13 protein-coding genes are annotated in these 15,864 nt (G+C 73.6%); 6 read left to right on the top strand and 7 right to left on the bottom strand.

Annotated features, from left to right (window positions below; all coding sequences use genetic code 11):
- Nucleotides 1-154 precede the first annotated feature (154 nt).
- The 3 genes from IEX37_RS13800 to cydC are packed head-to-tail and all read left to right on the top strand — an operon-like array spanning nucleotide 155 to nucleotide 6,265.
- Nucleotides 155-1,738 (top strand): cytochrome ubiquinol oxidase subunit I, encoded by a 1,584-nt coding sequence (locus IEX37_RS13800; protein WP_188756868.1) that lies wholly within the window; start codon nucleotides 155-157, stop codon nucleotides 1,736-1,738.
- Between the two features lie 37 nt (nucleotides 1,739-1,775).
- Nucleotides 1,776-2,819: a cytochrome d ubiquinol oxidase subunit II gene (gene cydB / locus IEX37_RS13795; RefSeq protein WP_188756867.1), complete on the top strand. Its 1,044-nt coding sequence runs from the start codon at nucleotides 1,776-1,778 to the stop codon at nucleotides 2,817-2,819.
- Complete coding sequence (cydC, locus tag IEX37_RS13790) at nucleotides 2,816-6,265, top strand: thiol reductant ABC exporter subunit CydC (protein ID WP_188756866.1); 3,450 nt, start codon at nucleotides 2,816-2,818, stop codon at nucleotides 6,263-6,265. The genes cydB and cydC overlap by 4 nt, the downstream gene beginning before the upstream one ends.
- On the opposite strand, the gene pcaC is transcribed toward cydC, so the two are convergent.
- From pcaC to IEX37_RS13755, 7 genes are all read right to left on the bottom strand, one after another.
- Nucleotides 6,196-6,597 (bottom strand): 4-carboxymuconolactone decarboxylase, encoded by a 402-nt coding sequence (pcaC, locus tag IEX37_RS13785; protein WP_229663278.1) that lies wholly within the window; start codon nucleotides 6,595-6,597, stop codon nucleotides 6,196-6,198. The genes cydC and pcaC overlap by 70 nt on opposite strands.
- Nucleotides 6,594-7,367, bottom strand: coding sequence for an alpha/beta fold hydrolase (locus tag IEX37_RS13780; RefSeq protein ID WP_188756865.1), 774 nt, complete (start codon nucleotides 7,365-7,367; stop codon nucleotides 6,594-6,596). Before IEX37_RS13780 ends, pcaC begins: the two co-directional genes overlap by 4 nt.
- A complete protein-coding gene (locus IEX37_RS13775; RefSeq protein WP_188756864.1) occupies nucleotides 7,364-8,899 on the bottom strand; it encodes a lyase family protein in 1,536 nt (511 codons plus the stop codon). Before IEX37_RS13775 ends, IEX37_RS13780 begins: the two co-directional genes overlap by 4 nt.
- A gap of 37 nt (nucleotides 8,900-8,936) precedes the next feature.
- Nucleotides 8,937-9,497: a protocatechuate 3,4-dioxygenase subunit alpha gene (gene pcaG / locus IEX37_RS13770; protein WP_188756863.1), complete on the bottom strand. Its 561-nt coding sequence runs from the start codon at nucleotides 9,495-9,497 to the stop codon at nucleotides 8,937-8,939.
- A 1-nt stretch (nucleotide 9,498) separates the two neighbouring features.
- Nucleotides 9,499-10,320 carry a protocatechuate 3,4-dioxygenase subunit beta gene (pcaH, locus tag IEX37_RS13765; protein WP_188756862.1) on the bottom strand — a complete coding sequence of 274 codons (822 nt, stop codon included), beginning with the start codon at nucleotides 10,318-10,320 and terminating at the stop codon, nucleotides 9,499-9,501.
- 109 nt (nucleotides 10,321-10,429) lie between these two features.
- Complete coding sequence (locus tag IEX37_RS13760) at nucleotides 10,430-11,209, bottom strand: hypothetical protein (RefSeq protein ID WP_188756861.1); 780 nt, start codon at nucleotides 11,207-11,209, stop codon at nucleotides 10,430-10,432.
- Nucleotides 11,210-11,234: 25 nt separating this feature from the next.
- Entirely contained in the window at nucleotides 11,235-12,035 is an 801-nt protein-coding gene (locus IEX37_RS13755) for an IclR family transcriptional regulator (protein ID WP_188756860.1), read from the bottom strand.
- A 200-nt stretch (nucleotides 12,036-12,235) separates the two neighbouring features.
- Here IEX37_RS13755 and IEX37_RS13750 point away from each other — a divergent pair, with 200 nt between their 5' ends.
- From IEX37_RS13750 to IEX37_RS13740, 3 genes are all read left to right on the top strand, one after another.
- Nucleotides 12,236-12,985, top strand: coding sequence for an IclR family transcriptional regulator (locus tag IEX37_RS13750; protein WP_188756859.1), 750 nt, complete (start codon nucleotides 12,236-12,238; stop codon nucleotides 12,983-12,985).
- 107 nt (nucleotides 12,986-13,092) lie between these two features.
- Complete coding sequence (locus IEX37_RS13745; protein ID WP_188756858.1) at nucleotides 13,093-14,265, top strand: 4-hydroxybenzoate 3-monooxygenase; 1,173 nt, start codon at nucleotides 13,093-13,095, stop codon at nucleotides 14,263-14,265.
- A gap of 170 nt (nucleotides 14,266-14,435) precedes the next feature.
- Entirely contained in the window at nucleotides 14,436-15,704 is a 1,269-nt protein-coding gene (locus tag IEX37_RS13740; RefSeq protein WP_229663277.1) for an MFS transporter, read from the top strand.
- Nucleotides 15,705-15,864 lie beyond the last annotated feature (160 nt).

Here is a 15,864-nt window from a genome sequence, read left to right as displayed (position 1 = left end):
AACCCCACCCCCTCCGGCCTGGTCAGACATCCAGGGTAGCACTTCTATGGGATGTCGAACTTTTTCGATCCATGGTAGAAGTAGTTCTACACGTCGTAGAATTACGGCGACGCGCGCCGGCCGCCGGGCCGACGCCCCTGTGAGGAGGCCCCGCGTGGATCCGCTCGACATCGCCCGCTGGCAGTTCGGCATCACGACCGTCTACCACTTCCTGATGGTCCCCCTCACGCTCGGCCTGGGCGCGACGGTCGCCGTCCTCCAGACCGCCTGGGTCCGCACGGGCGACGAGCGCTGGCTCCGGATGACGAAGTTCTGGGGGAAGCTCTACCTCATCAACTTCATCCTCGGCGTGGCCACGGGCCTCGTGCAGGAGTTCCAGTTCGGGATGGCGTGGAGCGAGTACTCGCGCTTCGTGGGGGATGTCTTCGGTGCCCCGCTCGCGCTCGAGGGCCTGCTCGCCTTCTTCGTCGAGTCGACGTTCCTCGGCGTGTGGATCTTCGGATGGGGACGCCTGCGCAAGGGCGTGCACCTGGCCGCGCTGTGGCTCGCGGCCGGCGCGAGCTGGGTGTCCGCGTACTTCATCATCGTCGCGAACTCATGGATGCAGCACCCGGTCGGCGTCGAGCTCGTCGACGGACGGCCCGTCATGGTGGACGTCTGGGCCGTGCTCACGAACAACACGGCGATCGCGGCGTTCACGCACGCCATCGCCGGCTCGCTCATGGTGGCCGGCATGTTCCTCGTCGGCATCGCCTGGTACCACCTGTGGCAGCGCCGCAAGGACGGCATCGACACGGTCCGCCCGGACGGGACGGTCGTCGTGGGCTCGCATCCGCTCGTGCCGGGGCGGGACGAGCGGGACCACTCCGTGTGGCTGCGCTCGCTGCGCATCGGCGCGGTCGTCGCGATCGCCGGGTTCGGCGCCGTCGCGATCACGGGCGACGTGCAGGGGAAGCTCATGTACGAGCAGCAGCCGATGAAGATGGCGGCGGCCGAGGCCGCGTGCCACAGCGGATCGTCGTTCTCGGTGCTCTCGATCGGCGACCCCGGTGCCGCGGACTGCAGCTCGGTGGTCACGCTCATCGAGATCCCCGGGATCCTGGGCTTCCTCGGCGCGGGGGACTTCAACGCCGAGATGCCGGGCATCCTCGACCTCGAGCCGATGTACGTCGACCGCTACGGCGAGCGGCTGCCCGACGACCCCCTGTACGGCGACCGGGCCGGCAGCGAGATCACGTACGTGCCGACCATGTGGATCACCTACTGGGGCTTCCGGCTCATGATCGGGCTGGGCGCCGTGTCCGCCTTCGGCGCGGTGGTGGCCCTGTGGCTCACGCGCAGGGGAACCGTGCCCGCCTCGCCGCGCATCATGAAGCTCGCGATCGCCGGGATCACGGCGCCGTTCGCGGCGAACACCGCGGGCTGGATCTTCACCGAGATGGGGCGGCAGCCGTTCGTCGTCGCCCCCAACCCCGACCCCACGGGAGTCGACGGCGTGTTCATGTTCACCGCGGCCGCCGTCTCGCCGGGCGTCACGGTCGGCGAGCTGCTGTTCTCGGTCATCTCGCTCACGGTCGTCTACGCCGTGCTGCTGGTCGTGGAGATCTTCCTGCTGGTGCGCTACGTGCGCGGCGGCGTGGCCAGCGCGATGCCCGAGCTCGCGCGCACCCCGCACGAACCCGGGGACGACGACCCCGACGCGGACCGCCGCCAGGACGTCCTCGCGTTCGCCTACTGACACCCCGCCCGCATCGTCCCCGCCTGATCGGAGCCCCATGGAACCGCTGCCCGTCGTCTGGTTCGTCGCGATCGCCGTCCTGTGGCTCGGCTACCTGCTGCTCGAGGGCTTCGATCTGGGCGTCGGCATGCACATGGTCTTCAGCGCCCGGAGCGAGAACGACCGCCGGGTCATGCTCAACACGATCGGCCCGGTGTGGGACGGCAACGAGGTGTGGCTCATCACGGCCGGCGCGGCGATGTTCGCCGCGTTCCCGCACTGGTACGCGTCACTGTTCTCGGCCCTGTACGTACCGCTCGTGCTCGTGCTGCTCGCGCTGATCCTGCGGGCCGTGGGCATCGAGTACCGCGGCAAGATGACGGACCCGCGGTGGATCCGCGTCTGGAACACCGGCATCGGCATCGGCTCCCTCGTGGTGGCGTTCGGGATCGGCGCCGCGCTCGCGATCACCTCCACCGGGCTGCCGCTCAACGCGGCCGGCAACCGCGTCGGCGGTCCGTTCGCGTGGCTCACGGTGCCGGCCGTGCTCGGCGGTCTCGGCCTCGTGGGCTTCGCGCTCGTGCACGGTGCGACGTTCCTCGGCCTCAAGGCCGACGGCCCCGTGCGCGAACGGGCGGGCCGCTTCGCCGCGCGCTGGGCGCCCATGTGCCTCGTGCCCGCCGTTCTGTGGACGCTGTGGGTGCAACTGCAGTTCGGCGGCTCGGCCTGGTCGTGGACGGTCGCCGCGCTCGCGGTGGCGGCGGCCGCGTTCGGCTGGGGCGCGGCCCGCGCACGCCGCGAGCGTCGGGCGTTCCTCGGCTTCGCGTCGTGCGGCGCGTTCCTCGCGGCCTCCGTCTTCACGGGGATGTTCCCGCGCGTGCTGCCCTCCACGATCGACGCCGCGCACGACCTCACGGTGTGGACCGCGTCGAGCAGCCCGTACACGCTCGGCGTCATGACGGTCGTGGCGTGCGTCGGCCTGCCCATCATCGTGGCGTACCAGGCATGGAGCTACTGGGTCTTCCGCGCCCGTGTGACGCCCGGCTCCATCCCGTCGGCGCACGACGTCATCCCCGCGGTGCTGAGGGCCAGGGAACGATGAGCGGCCACGCCGCCCTCGCCGGGCCCGCTCCCGCGGCGCCGGAGGTGGATCCCTGGGTCATCGAGGCCGCCCGCCCCGCCCCGCCGGCGCCGCGCCCCGAGCTCGGACCCGTCCGTCCCGCCGCGGTGCTCGCGCTCGGCCTGCTGGCGGCGGCCCGGGCCCTCGGTCTCGTGCTCGTGGCCGGCGCCGTCGCGGCGGGCATCGCGGGCATCGCCCGCGGTGACGTGGACGCCCGCGAGGTGCTGCTGCTGGGCGGGGCGGGAGCGATCCTGCGGGCCGGCGCCGCGTGGGGCAGCGACGTCGTCGCGCGGCGCATCGCGATCGCGGTCAAGCAGACGCTGCGAGCGCGACTGTGGCGGCGCATCGCGAACGGCGACGCCCGCGAGGCCGAGGGCGGGCTCGTCGTGCTGGCGACCGACGGACTCGACGCCCTGGACGACTACTACGTCAAGAGCCTGCCCGCCCTCGTCTCCGCGGTCGTCGTACCAGCGGTGGTGGGCCTGCGGATCCTCGGGGCGGACTGGGTGAGCGCGCTCGTGGTGGTCGTCACGGTGCCGCTCGTGCCGTTCTTCATGGCGCTCATCGGCCGGCACACGCAGGCCCGCACCGATCGCGCGCTCGCCGCGCTGTCCCGCCTGGCGGATCATCTCACCGAGCTGGCGCGGGGTCTGCCCGTCCTGGTCGGGCTGGGCCGCGTCGAGGAGCAGGCCGCCGCGCTCGCCGGCATCCAGCGCGAGTATCGCGAGCGCACGCGGGAGACGCTCCGCTGGGCCTTCCTGTCCGCGCTCGCGCTCGAGCTCATCGCGACCCTGTCCGTCGCCATCGTCGCCGTCTTCCTCGGTCTGCGGCTGATGCAGGGCACGGTCGGCCTCGAGACCGCGCTGCTGGTGCTCGTCCTCGCGCCCGAGTGCTACTCGGTGCTGCGCGACATCGGCGCCGCCTTCCACTCGTCGCAGGACGGACTGGGAGCGCTGACGCGCGTGAAGGACGTGCTCGCCCGCCCGGCCCGCGCGGACGTCCGGCGCCGCGGCGACGCGCCCGTCGCCGTCCGCGGACTGTGGGTGCGTCATGCCGGGCGCGTCCGGCCCACGCTGGAGGGGGTCGAGGCCCGACTGTCCGGGATCACCGCGGTCACGGGGCCCAGCGGGTCGGGGAAGTCGACGCTGCTCGCCGCGCTGGCGGGCGCGCTGCCCGCGGACGCCGAGGTGACCGGCTCGATCGACATCGATCCCGAGCGCGTCGCCTGGGCACCGCAGGCGCCCCGCGCGTTCGCCGCGACACCGAGGGAGGAGCTCGCGCTCGCGGGGGCGTCCGACCCCCGGGCCGCCCTCGCGGAGCTCGGGCTCGAGCACGTCGCGGACGCGCGGATCGCGGAGCTCAGTCCGGGCGAGCTGCGTCGCCTCGCCGTGGCCCGTGCGCTCGCACGCGTCGACCGGGGCGCGGACGTGCTCGTGCTCGACGAGCCGACCGCGCACCTCGACCAGGCCGCGGCGGACCGTGTGCGCGCGGCCATCCTCGCGAGGGCTGCGCGGACCACGGTCGTGCTCGCGACGCACGAGCCCGAGACCCTCGCGCTCGCGGACGCGACACTCCCGATCGGCTCGCACGGCCTCGGCCCTCGGGACGCCCGCCCGGCCGCGGAATCCGCGTTCGTCGAGCGAGGCGACCGCTCGGTCGCATCATCCCCGTCCTCCGCGCCGCCGGCCGATGCGCGCCCGCTCCCCCGGGGACACGACGACGCCGCGCGCGCCAAACCGAGCCCTGGCCCCGGCCCCGCGTGGCTCCTCGGCGTCGTCCTGGCGTTCGTCGCGGCGGGAATGGGGCTCGCGCTGAGCGCGGTCTCGGGGTGGCTCATCGTGCGCGCGAGCGTCGAGGAGCACATCATGTACCTCCTCGTCGCGATCGTGGGCGTGCGCTTCTTCGGCATCGGGCGGGCGGTCGCCCGGTACGCGGAGCGGCTCGCGACGCACGAGGCCGCGTTCCGGATGGTGGACGCCCTGCGCCTGCGCCTGTGGCGATCGATCGCCGCGCGCGGGGCGGGGTCCCGCCGTCTGCTCGAGGGCGGCGCTCCGGTGGACTATCTCGTGACGCAGGTCGGCGAGCTGAGGGATCTGCTGCCGCGCGTCATCCCGCCCCTCGCGGCGGGGGCGCTGGCGATCGCGGGGATCGTGACGACGACCGCGCTCGTGCTGCCCCCGGTGACGGTCCTCGTGCTCGTCGCACTGGTCGCCGCGGCGCTCACCGGAGCCGGCCTCGCGGCCGCTGGTGCCCGGCGAGGTCAGCGGGCGCGCGTGCGCGAACGCTCCGGGCTCGTCCGCGCCACGGCGGCCCTCGTCGCGGCCGCGGACGACCTGCGCGGCAACGGCCTCTCCGGCCGAGCGGTCGCCCGGCTCGAGGCGGCCGGCGAGCGGCTGTCCCGCGCCGAGCGCCGCGTCGCGTGGGAGGCGGGGCTCGGGTCCGCGGTCGTCGTGCTCGCCACGGCCGCGCTCGCCGTGGTCGTGCCGGTCCTCTCCCCCTCCGCTCCCGCCGAGCTGGTGTGCGTGATCGCGCTGCTGCTGCTCGCGGCGCTCGAGCCGCTGGCGGAGCTCGTCGCCGCCGCCCACCGCGCGCCCGCGCTGCGGGAGACGCGTGCCCGTCTGGAGCCGCTGCTGGCGGATCCGCCCGCCGGCAGGCCGGGCACCGCGCACCCCTGCGAGGCGGTGTGGGAGCTGCGTCTGGACCGCGTCGCCGCCCGCTACGGCGACCGCACCGTCTTCGACGGCATCAGTGGCGCGGTCCGGACCGGCGAGTGGCTGGTCGTCTCCGGACCGAGCGGATCCGGCAAGTCGACTCTGCTGTCCCTGGTGATGGGCGCCCTGCCGGCAGCCTCGGGCACCGTGCGCGTCGACGGCGTCCCCCTGAGCGAGCTGGATCCCGCCGCCTGGCGCGCCCATGTGGCGTGGTGCCCGCAGGACGCGTACGTGTTCGACTCGACGCTCCGCGGCAACCTGATGCTCGCCCGGCCGCGACACGACGCCCCCTCTGAGCAGGAGCTGCGGTCGGTCCTCGCCCGCGTCGGGCTCCGCCCCCTGCTCGAGCAGCTGCCCGGCGGTCTCGACACCCGCGTCGGCGCCGGCGGCTCCGCTCTGTCGGGCGGCGAGCGCCAGCGGCTCGCGGTCGCGCGGGCGCTCCTCACGCGCGCCGACGTGATCCTGCTGGACGAGCCGACCGCGCACCTCGACGCACCGACCGCCGCGGCCATGATGTCGGACATCCGAGCCGCGACCGACGACCGTATCGTCGTGCTCGTCTCCCACCGCCGCGCCGACGTGACCCCGCAGGACCGCGTCGTCCGGCTCGGTCCGGACCGCGCCGGCGCGCGGGCGGACGGCGAGGGTCAGTCGGAGGAGCCGAAGACCTCGTTCGCGATGCGGAACGCCGTGTTGGCGGCGGGGACGCCCGAGTAGATCGCCGACTGCAGGATGACCTCGCGGATCTCGTCGATCGTCAGGCCGTTGCGGATCGCGGCACGGAAGTGCATCGCGAGCTCCTCGTGATGGCCGTGCGCGATGAGCGACGACAGCACCGCGACCGAGCGCGAGCGACGGTCGAGACCGGGACGCGACCAGATGTCGCCCCACGCGACGCGGGTGATGAAGTCCTGGAAGTCGGCCGACAGCGCCGTCTGGTTCGCCGTCGCGCGGTCGACGTGTGCATCCGACAGCACCTCGCGGCGCACCGCCATGCCCTGGTCGTAGCGGCCCTCGTCGGTCAGGCCCTCCCCCATCGGACGGCTCATGCCCGTGCCCCGAAGAAGTCGTTCAGCACGACCGCGACCTCGTCGGGGCGCTCGGCCGGCGCGAGGTGCGACGCGTCGTCGATGCGCACGTACCGTCCCTGCTGCACGCCCTCGGCGATCGCGCGCGCGTCGGCCTCGGGCGAGACCGCGTCGTGCTCGCCGTAGATCGCGAGCACGGGCGTCGCGATCTCCCCCAGTCGGTCGCGGACGTCGTAGCGGGCGAGCGCCTCGCAGACCAGCGCGTAGCTGGCGTCGTCCGCGTCGCGCAGGCTGTGCAGCAGTCGCCCGGTCAGTTCGGGGCGGCGCTCGATCGACCCGGGCGCGAACCAGCGCTGAGCGGAGCCGACGACGAGCGAGCCCGTTCCCTGCGTGCGGACCTGCTCGGCGCGCTGGGTCCAGAAGGACGGGTCCCCGAACCAGGGCGAGGAGCACACGATCGCGGCGGCCGAGACGACGTCGGGGTGCCGCAGCAGGAGCTCGAGGCCCGTCGCGCCGCCGACCGAGACGCCCGCGTACAGCGCGGGGGCGCCCAGCTCGCGGATCCCGTCCGCGACGGCGTCGGCGAGCTCATCGAGCGTGAAGGCATCGGTCGCCGGCTTGGCCGTGCCGTGCCCCGGGAGATCCCAGCAGGAGACCCGGAAGCGCGCCGTCAGGGCCGGGAGCACGTCCTCCCACAGGATCGTGGACGTGCCGAGCGACGGCCCGAGCACAACGAGCGGCGCGCCGTCCGGACCGACCGGGGCGGTGAATGCGAGCGGGGGGCGTGTCATGGACGTTCCTCCTTGCCGTCGAAGGGGTCGGCGAACGGGTCGAATCCCCGCCGCGCCGGACGTTCCGGGAGTCGGGACCCGTCGTCGAAGGGGTCGAAGGGGCCGGGCGGCTCCTCCGGCGGGGGTGCCGTGGGGTCGATCACCTCCACGTGTGGCGCGCGGGAGAGGTCGCCGTCCACGAGACGCGCGGCCAGTCCCGTGTAGGCGGCCGGATCCAGCAGGTCGTCGAGCCCGGCGGGCACCGCGCCGTTCGCGGCCTGCAGCGCGTTGTAGACGAGCAGGCCGAGATCGCCGCCGAGCCCCGCCGCGGAGACGATATCGGACACGCGCTCCGGCCCCAGGATGGGCCCGAGTGCGATCGAGAGCCGCTCGGAGACGATGAGGCCGCGGGTCGCCTCGAGGTTGCGTGCGACGGCCTCCGTGTCGACACGGAGCCCCTCGACCAGGTCCGCCGCGTGGGCGCTCGCGCCGAGCGCGAGCCGCAGCAGCTCGCGGAGTGTCGGCCACTCGACGTGCCACGCCCCGTCGGGGCGCTCGTCGACCGCGAGCGCGGCGGCCGTGTGCAGCGCGGCGGCGAGGTGGGGCGCTCGCAGCGCGGCCGAGCGGATCAGCACGGAGCGCGCGGGGTTCTGCTTCTGCGGCATGGCGGACGAGCCCCCGCCCGTGCCCTCGGCGAGCTCGCCGATCTCGGTGCGCGACAGCGTCGCGACGTCCGCCGCGACGACGCCGAGCGCGTCGAGCGCCTGCACGAGCGCGTCGCCGAGCTCGGTCACGGGCCAGCGCGCCGTGTGCCAGGGCGCGTCCGGCGCTGCCAGCCCCGTCGCCTCGGCGAAGGCGCCGGGCAGCTGAGCGGCGCGATCTGGCCCGAGGATCTCGACGAACGAGGCGAGCGTGCCGCCGGCGCCTCCCAGCTGTGCGGGAAGGGCGTCGCGCGCGTCCGCGAGCCGCCGCCGCGCGCGCGTGACGCCGCGGCGCCAGTTGGCGGCGCGCGCGCCCACGGTCGTCGGCACGGCGTGCTGCGTCAGCGTGCGGGCGGCCGCGACCTCGTCGCGGTGCTCGCGCGCGAAGCGGTCGAGCGCCGCGGCGGCGTCGTCGAGGCGGCCCAGCACCGTGCCGGTCGCGCTCTTGGCGACGATCATCAGCGCCGTGTCGAGGATGTCCTGACTCGTCGCGCCGCGGTGCACCCACGGCCGGACCGCCGGTCCGGCGTCGCGGCGCAGCCGCTTGACGAGGGGGATGACGGGGTTGCCTCCCGCCACGCCCGCCAGCGCGAGCGCGCGGACGTCATCGGCCCTCAGGTCGCGTGCCTGCTGGACGATCGCCGCGCGCTCGCCGGGCGCGATCTGCTCGAACGCACCGACGGCGGCGTACGCCTCGACCAGGGCCGCCTCGGCCGCCACGAGGGCACGCAGCACGATCTCATCCGAGACCGGTGCCTCGTGCCCCGCCGTGACGGGCGAGAGGAGCCCTCCGTCGAACTCGCCGGACGCCGCGTCCCGCGCCTCCGGCGAGAACGTCGAGTCAGAATGCAACGCTGCTCCTCGGGGGTTTTCCGGCGACAGCCACACCCTAGCTGAACGCGACGAAGGCGGTCTCCTTCTCGCCCTGCAGGTGGATGTCGTGGCGCAGGTAGCCCTCGGGCGTGCGCGTCGCGATCACCGTGGCGCGCTCCTCCTCGGTCAGCTGCGCGAGGAAGGGATCCGTCTCCCGCAGCTCCTCGTGCTCGGGCAGGTAGATGCGCGTGTGCAGCTTGTCGGGCAGGCCACGCGCGTAGACGACCGCCGCGAAGAACGGCGCCTTGCCTCCCACGGGGCCGGGGTTGCGGGTCCAGAACTCGTAACGTCCCTCGTCGGTCGTCATCGAGCGGCCGAAGCCCGTGAACGTGTGGCCGTCGCGGTGCAGGGTTCCGCGCGCATCCGGGATGCTGCCGTCGGTGTCCGCGCCGAAGATCTCCACCACCGAGTCGGGGATCGGCTGGCCGTCGCCGTCGTACACGACGCCCGTGAGCACGATCGCGCCCGGGCTGTGCGGGAACGCGACCTCGTGCATGTGCGGGTATTCGAGGCCGAACTTGAAGAACGGGCCGATCGTCTGGCCCGGAGTGGGCTCGAGAACCTTCTCGTGTGCCATGTCAGTGCTCCCCTTCCTCGGGCTCGAACCAGGTGGCGTCGGGACCGTCGACGACGATGTCCCAGCGGTAGCCCATCGAGAACTCGGGCACCGTGAGGTCGTGGTCATAGGTCGAGATCAGGCGGTCGCGATCCTTCTGGCTGCGGATCGAGTTGTAGATCGGGTCGAGGGGGAACAGCGGGTCGCCCGGGAAGTACATCTGCGTGATGATGCGCTGCGTGAAGCCGGAGCCGAACACCGAGAAGTGGATGTGGGCGGGGCGCCACGCGTTCAGGTGGTTCTTCCACGGGTACGGGCCGGGCTTGATCGTGGTGAACGTGTACTCGCCGTTGTCGTTCGTGATCGTGCGGCCGGCGCCCGTGAAGTTCGGGTCGAGCGGCGCCGGGTGCTGGTCGCGCTGGTGGATGTACCGGCCGGCCGCGTTCGCCTGCCACACCTCGATGAGCTGGTTGCGGATCGGACGCCCCCAGCTGTCGAGCAGGCGACCCGTGACGGTGATCCGCTCGCCCTGGGGCTCGCCGCGGTGCTGCAGCGTCAGATCCGCCTCGATGGCGGCGACGTCGCGCTGCCCGAACGCGGGCGAGTACAGCTCGATCGTCTCGGGGTCCACCAGGCGCGGGTTCTTGGTGGGGTGGCGCAGGATGCTGGAACGGTACGGCGGGAAGTCCCGGATGGTGGCGGGCAGCTGCTCGCCGTCCGCGACGCGTCGCTCGTACTCGCTGTGCAGCTGCTGGATCTCTGCGGTGATCTGCGACTGCGGCGGGAAGTCGTGAGACTTGAGGAGCGACTCGGGCGCAGCCGCCTGGGGCGCGGTGTCTGTCATGGCGTCTCCTTCGACGGATGGGGAGGGTTCCAGGCTGGCATCCGCCCGCCCGAGAGCCCCGCACTCCTCCCGCTGACTGGGAATCTGCCCGTGCTGCGGTATCTGCCGGTCAGAACACGTCACCCGCGATCGTCCGCACCGCATCCGTCGCGAGCCGGAAGAGGACGGCGAGCGCGGCGGTCGAGAGGCAGGCTGCGCCGGCGAATCTCGTGACGGCGGGGGCGCCCCTGCCGCGGGGCGCGAGGGCGGGGACCACGATCAGCACCACGGCGGCGGCCGCCAGCGCGCTGATGAGCGCGTGCGGGGCCCCGGTGTCGGCCGTCGCACCCCAGTCCGCGTGCGCCCAGGTGGCACCGGCGTGCGTCACGAGGTCGGGCAGATACGCGATCGCCGGAGCCAGGCAGACGCCGAGCCAGACGCCCGACAGGACATCCCCGAGCGGGGATCGCTGCCGCGGCACGGTGCGAGCCAGGACGCCGAGGACGGCGCCGCCGACCGCGGTGGCCGCGATCCACGCGGCGGCCACCAGCAGGAAGCGCAGCCCGGCCGGCGACCCCCATCCGGCGCCGTGCGGGTCCGGGGACCCGAACGCCCAGGGCTGCAGGAAGACCCAGCGCAGCGTGTAGTAGACGGCCGTCACCCCCGCGCCGAAGACCGCGGCGGCAACTCCTGCTCGTAGGCGCGATCCGGCCAGGTATCCGACGACGGTCGCGCCGAGCATCCAGGTCGATGCCGAGCTCACTGCGCCGAGCACCACCGCGCCGAACGGCCCGCGGAGCCCGTCGGCGAAGAAGGCGAGGGCTCCGACGAGCGCACCGGCGATCGCGACGAGCGGCACGAACGCGCTCCGACTCGAGTCGGGCGGGCGCATCGCGGCGGTGTGCGTCACTGTCCGATTCTGCCCGGCGCTGCGGTCAGGCCGAGCGCAGCGCCCTTCCCAGCTCGGCCGCGGTCTGGGTGACGAGCGCGCCCAGACGGCGGGTGTCGGCGCCGTCGATGTGGGTGACGACGCCGATCGCGGTGGGCGGCAATCCCGCCACGGTGCCGACGGGCGCCGCGACCGACACGTTGCCGAGCGTCATCTCCTCGCGGGTCGTCGCGTAGCCGCGCGCGCGGGCCCGTTCGATCTCGGCGCGCACCGCGTCGGGCTCCGTGATCGAGTGGAGCGTCTCCCGTTCGAGCGGTCGCGCGAGGAAGCGGTCGATCCAGTCCTCGCTCTGCATCGCGAGCAGGGCCTTGCCGACGCCCGTCGTGTGCAGCGGCTGCCTGCCCCCCATGCGGCTGAGCGTCGGGATCGACGTCCGGCCCGTGAGGCGGCCGACGTAGAGGGCGGTCGCCCGCTCCGGCGCCGGCGCGTCGAGCACGGCGAGGTGGACGTTCTCACCCGTGGCCTCGTACAGCCGCGACATGTGGGGCAGCGCCGTCTCCCGCAGCCGCAGTGCCAGCGGCGACAGCTCTCCCAGCTCCCACAGGCGCACGCCCACCGCGTAGCGGCGCCCCGGCGCGCGGGACAGCAGCCCCAGCTCGAGCATCTGCGTGAGGATGCGGTGCAGCGTGGACGAGGACAGGCCCGTGAGTCGACCGAGGTGGGAGGCGGACAGCTCGGGGTCGTCCGCCGTGAAGCACGCGAGGATCCGCATGGTCCGCGCGAGCATCCCGTCGGCCTCGGGCTCCTCGCCCGCGCCGCCGCTTCCTTCCCACGCCCCGGCCGTCATGATCAGCGCGGGTACCGGACCGGCTCCCGCCGCGGCGTGATCCGGTGCGTCTCGGTGAGCACCTCGACAGATCGCCGTGCGTCGGCGGAGGCGGGTGCGGAGAGCGTCATGGATCGAGCCTACCCACGCCGTCTGCCGACGGGCGAGCGGCGCACGGCGGTGCCCGAGCGCCGTCGACGATCGCGTGACAGGCTGATGCCGTGGCCAACTCGAGTTCGGGTGAGTCCGTCGCGGAGCGGATCGTGCGCGTGCTGCGGACGTTCGACGCCGACCGCACGGCGCAGACGCCGTCGCAGATCGCGCGGCGGGCGAACCTGCCGTCGTCCACCGCGCACCGGCTCGTCGGGGAGCTCGTCGCCACGGGCCTGCTCGATCGCGACGAGGGCGGCCGGGTGCAGCTCGGCATGCACCTGTGGGAGCTCGCGCAGCGCGGCTCGCGCGCCCTGCGTCTGCGGCAGGCCGCCATGCCGTTCATGGAACGGGTGCAGGCCCGCCTGCGCGAGCACACTCAGCTCGCGGTGCTTGAGCGCGGGGAGACGCTGTTCCTCGAGCGTCTGTCCCATCCGCACGCGGTCTCGAACATCACGCGCATCGCGGGGCGTCTCCCGCTGCACGCCTCCTCGTCCGGTCTCGTGCTGCTCGCGTTCGGCGACCCCGACCTGCGCCGCCGTGTCCTCGCCGCGCCACTGGCGGCGGTCACGCCCGACACCCCCACCGACCCCGCCGAGCTGACGGCGCTGCTCGAGCGCGTCCGCGCCGAGGAGGTCGTGGTCGCGCGAGGCTTCGTCGAAGCCGTGTCCACCGGGATCGCGGTGCCGGTCCGCGAGAATCGCCGCGTGATCGCCGCGCTGTCCGTCGTGCTGCCGCGCGAAGCTCCGACGGCCGGCGCGATCGATGAGCTGCGGCGTGCGGCAGCCGGGATCTCGCGCGCGCTGGAACGCGCTCCCTGACGATCCCCGTTCAATGGGAAACGACTCGCGCGACCGCTCCGCCCGCTCCAGACTCGGACCGGCGGCGACATCGCCGAGACAGCGACGTCGAGGAAGAGGGAGTTCTCATGGGCGAGCGCACGCGCGTGGCCATCGTCGGAGCGGGACCCGCGGGCCTGCTGCTGTCACATCTGCTGGATCGCGTCGGCGTCGACTCCATCGTGATCGACGCGCGAACGCGCGAGCAGATCGAGACGACCATCCGGGCCGGCATCCTCGAGCAGGGCACCGTCGAGGTGTTGCACGACACGGGCGCCTCCGATCGCGTGCTCACGGTGGGCGGCCGCCACGACGGCATCGAACTGCGCTTCGACGGCGAGGGCCACCGCATCGACTTCGCCGCGAGCGTCGGGCGCGCCGTGTGGCTGTACCCGCAGCACGAGGTGCTGAAGGACCTCGTCGCCGCGCGGCTGTCGGCAGGGCAGGACCTCCGGTTCGGCGTGACGGCCGAGGCGGTGGAAGACGTCGACTCGGACCGTCCGCGCGTGCTCGCGACGGGACCGGAGGGCGAGCGGATCGAGATCGAGGCGGACGTCGTCGTGGGAGCCGACGGCTCGCGCGGCGTCACGCGCGCCGCCGTCACGGGCGCGCATGGCGGGTTCTTCCGGGAGTACCCCTTCGCGTGGTTCGGCGTGCTGTGCGAGGCGGCGCCCAGCGCCCACGAGCTGATCTACAGCAACTCCCCCGAGGGCTTCGCGCTCATCAGCCAGCGCAGCGCGACGGTGCAGCGCATGTACTTCCAGTGCGATCCCGAGGCGGATCCCGACGCGTACTCGGAGCGCGAGCTGTGGGACATCCTGCAGGCGCGCGTCCCGGGCACCACGCTCAACGAGGGGCCGATCTTCCAGCGCGACGTGCTGCGCTTCCGCAGCTTCGTCGCCCACCGCCTGCGCCGCGGCCGAACGGTCCTGGTCGGCGATGCCGCGCACACGGTGCCCCCCACGGGCGCGAAGGGCATGAACCTCGCCGTCGCCGACGTGCTGCTACTCGCCGATGCGCTCGAGGCGCTGCTGCGCCGCGGCGACGAGAGCGGCTTCGACGCGTACGCCGAGCGCGCGCTGGGCCGCATCTGGAAGGCGCAGCACTTCTCGTGGTGGATGACGAACATGCTCCACGTCGCGCCCGGCGCGAGCGACTTCGACCGCCGCCGACAGGTCGGCGAGCTGCGGTCGGTCGTCGAGTCCGAGCACGGCCGCGCGTTCCTCGCCGAGGCCTACACCGGCTGGCCGCTCGCCCGCTGAGCGCCCCCGCCCGTCCCGTCCGACGGGTCGGAGGGACGGGCGTGCGCATGTCGGCCACGGGCACGCGCACCAGCACCACAGGCCCGTCAGACGGCACGACGCGCTCACTCCCACTCAGCGGGAGGCGCCAACCGGCGCGATGAGAGGGCTCCGCGATAGAGTCACGCCTCGTGAGCAGCGACGACGCGCGGGCGCCCCTGGCACCCACCCACGACGGGCGGGTGAGCCTCGGGCTCCTCCTGGTGACGCTGTGCCTGATCGCCGTCAACATGCGCGCGACGATCACGGGCATCGGACCCCTGCTCGAGCAGATGACCACCGACACCGGCGTGTCGATCGCGGTGCTGAGCGGCCTGACCTCGGTGCCGCTCATCGCGTGGGCCGTATGCTCCCCGCTCGCGCACTCGACCGCGCAACGCTACGGGATCAACCGCGTCCTGACGGTCTCCCTCGTGCTGCTGACACTCGGGGCTCTCGTCCGTTCGCTGCCGGGTCCGGTGGCGGGCGTGTGGATCGGCACGGCGATCATCGGGATGTCCCTCGCGGCCGCCAACGTGCTGCTCCCCGCCGTGGTGAAGCAGTCGTTCGGCACGCGCGTGCCCGCCGTCACGGCGCTGTACACCGCGCTCTTGGCGGGGTGCGGCGCGATCGCCTCGGGGCTGGTCGTGCCGCTGTCGCACATCGCCGTCCGGGGCGAGCAGTGGGGCTGGCGCCCCGCCCTCCTGGCGGTGTGCGCGACGCTGCCGATCGCGGTCCTGCTCTGGGCCCTCCACCATCGCCGCGCGGGGAACGGCGCCGTCCGCACGCGTCCGAAGGGGACGCCGCGCGGCCCCAGCATGTGGGGCGATGCGGTGGCCTGGCAGGTGGGCATGTACTTCGGCGTGCAGGCGTCGATGTTCTACGTGCTGCTGACGTGGCTCGCGCCGATGGCCCTGTCGATCGGCCGCAGCGAGACCCAGTCGGGCGTCGACGTCATGATGTTCCAGCTCGCGGGTGTGCTCAGCTCGCTCGCGCTGCCTCTCGCGCTGCGCGGAAAGCTCGAGCGATGGGCGCCCGCGCTGCTTCCCGCGCTCGCCCTCGTGGGAGTCGCGGGCCTGATCCTCCTCCCCGACGGCATCCTGGTGTGGGGCATGCTGGGCGGACTCAGCAGCGGCGCCTCGCTCGCGATGTCGCTCACGCTCATGGCCTCGCGGGCCCGCGACCATCACGCGGCGTCCGCGCTGTCCGGGATGGCCCAGTCCGTCGGCTACGCGTTCGCGGCCGTGCCGCCCGTCGTGTTCGGCGTGCTCCATACCGCGACGGGCGAGTGGATCGCGTCGCTGGCCTTCCTCGCGGCGCTGCTGTGCACCCAGGCGCTGCTCGGCGTCCTGGTCGGCCGCGACCGGTACGTGCTGGAGCGCGCCCGCCCCGCTGCCCCCACCGCCCCGCCCGCCCCGTGACCCGTTCGGCCCCACCCGGCCGTTGACTAGCCTCCGTGCGGTTTACTAGCGCTCCCCGCGCTAGTAAACCGCACAAGCGCTAGTTGTAGTTCCCCGACACGTTGTGAACGTGTGAGCTGAGGCGAGGGCCTCCGGGGACGATGTGGGTTACCACACTCAC

Source organism: Microbacterium album (assembly GCF_014643695.1).
In the GTDB taxonomy this organism is placed as follows: domain Bacteria; phylum Actinomycetota; class Actinomycetes; order Actinomycetales; family Microbacteriaceae; genus Microbacterium; species Microbacterium album.
Note: the sequence above shows the minus strand (reverse complement) of the source record. Positions and strands in the feature narration are given on the sequence as shown.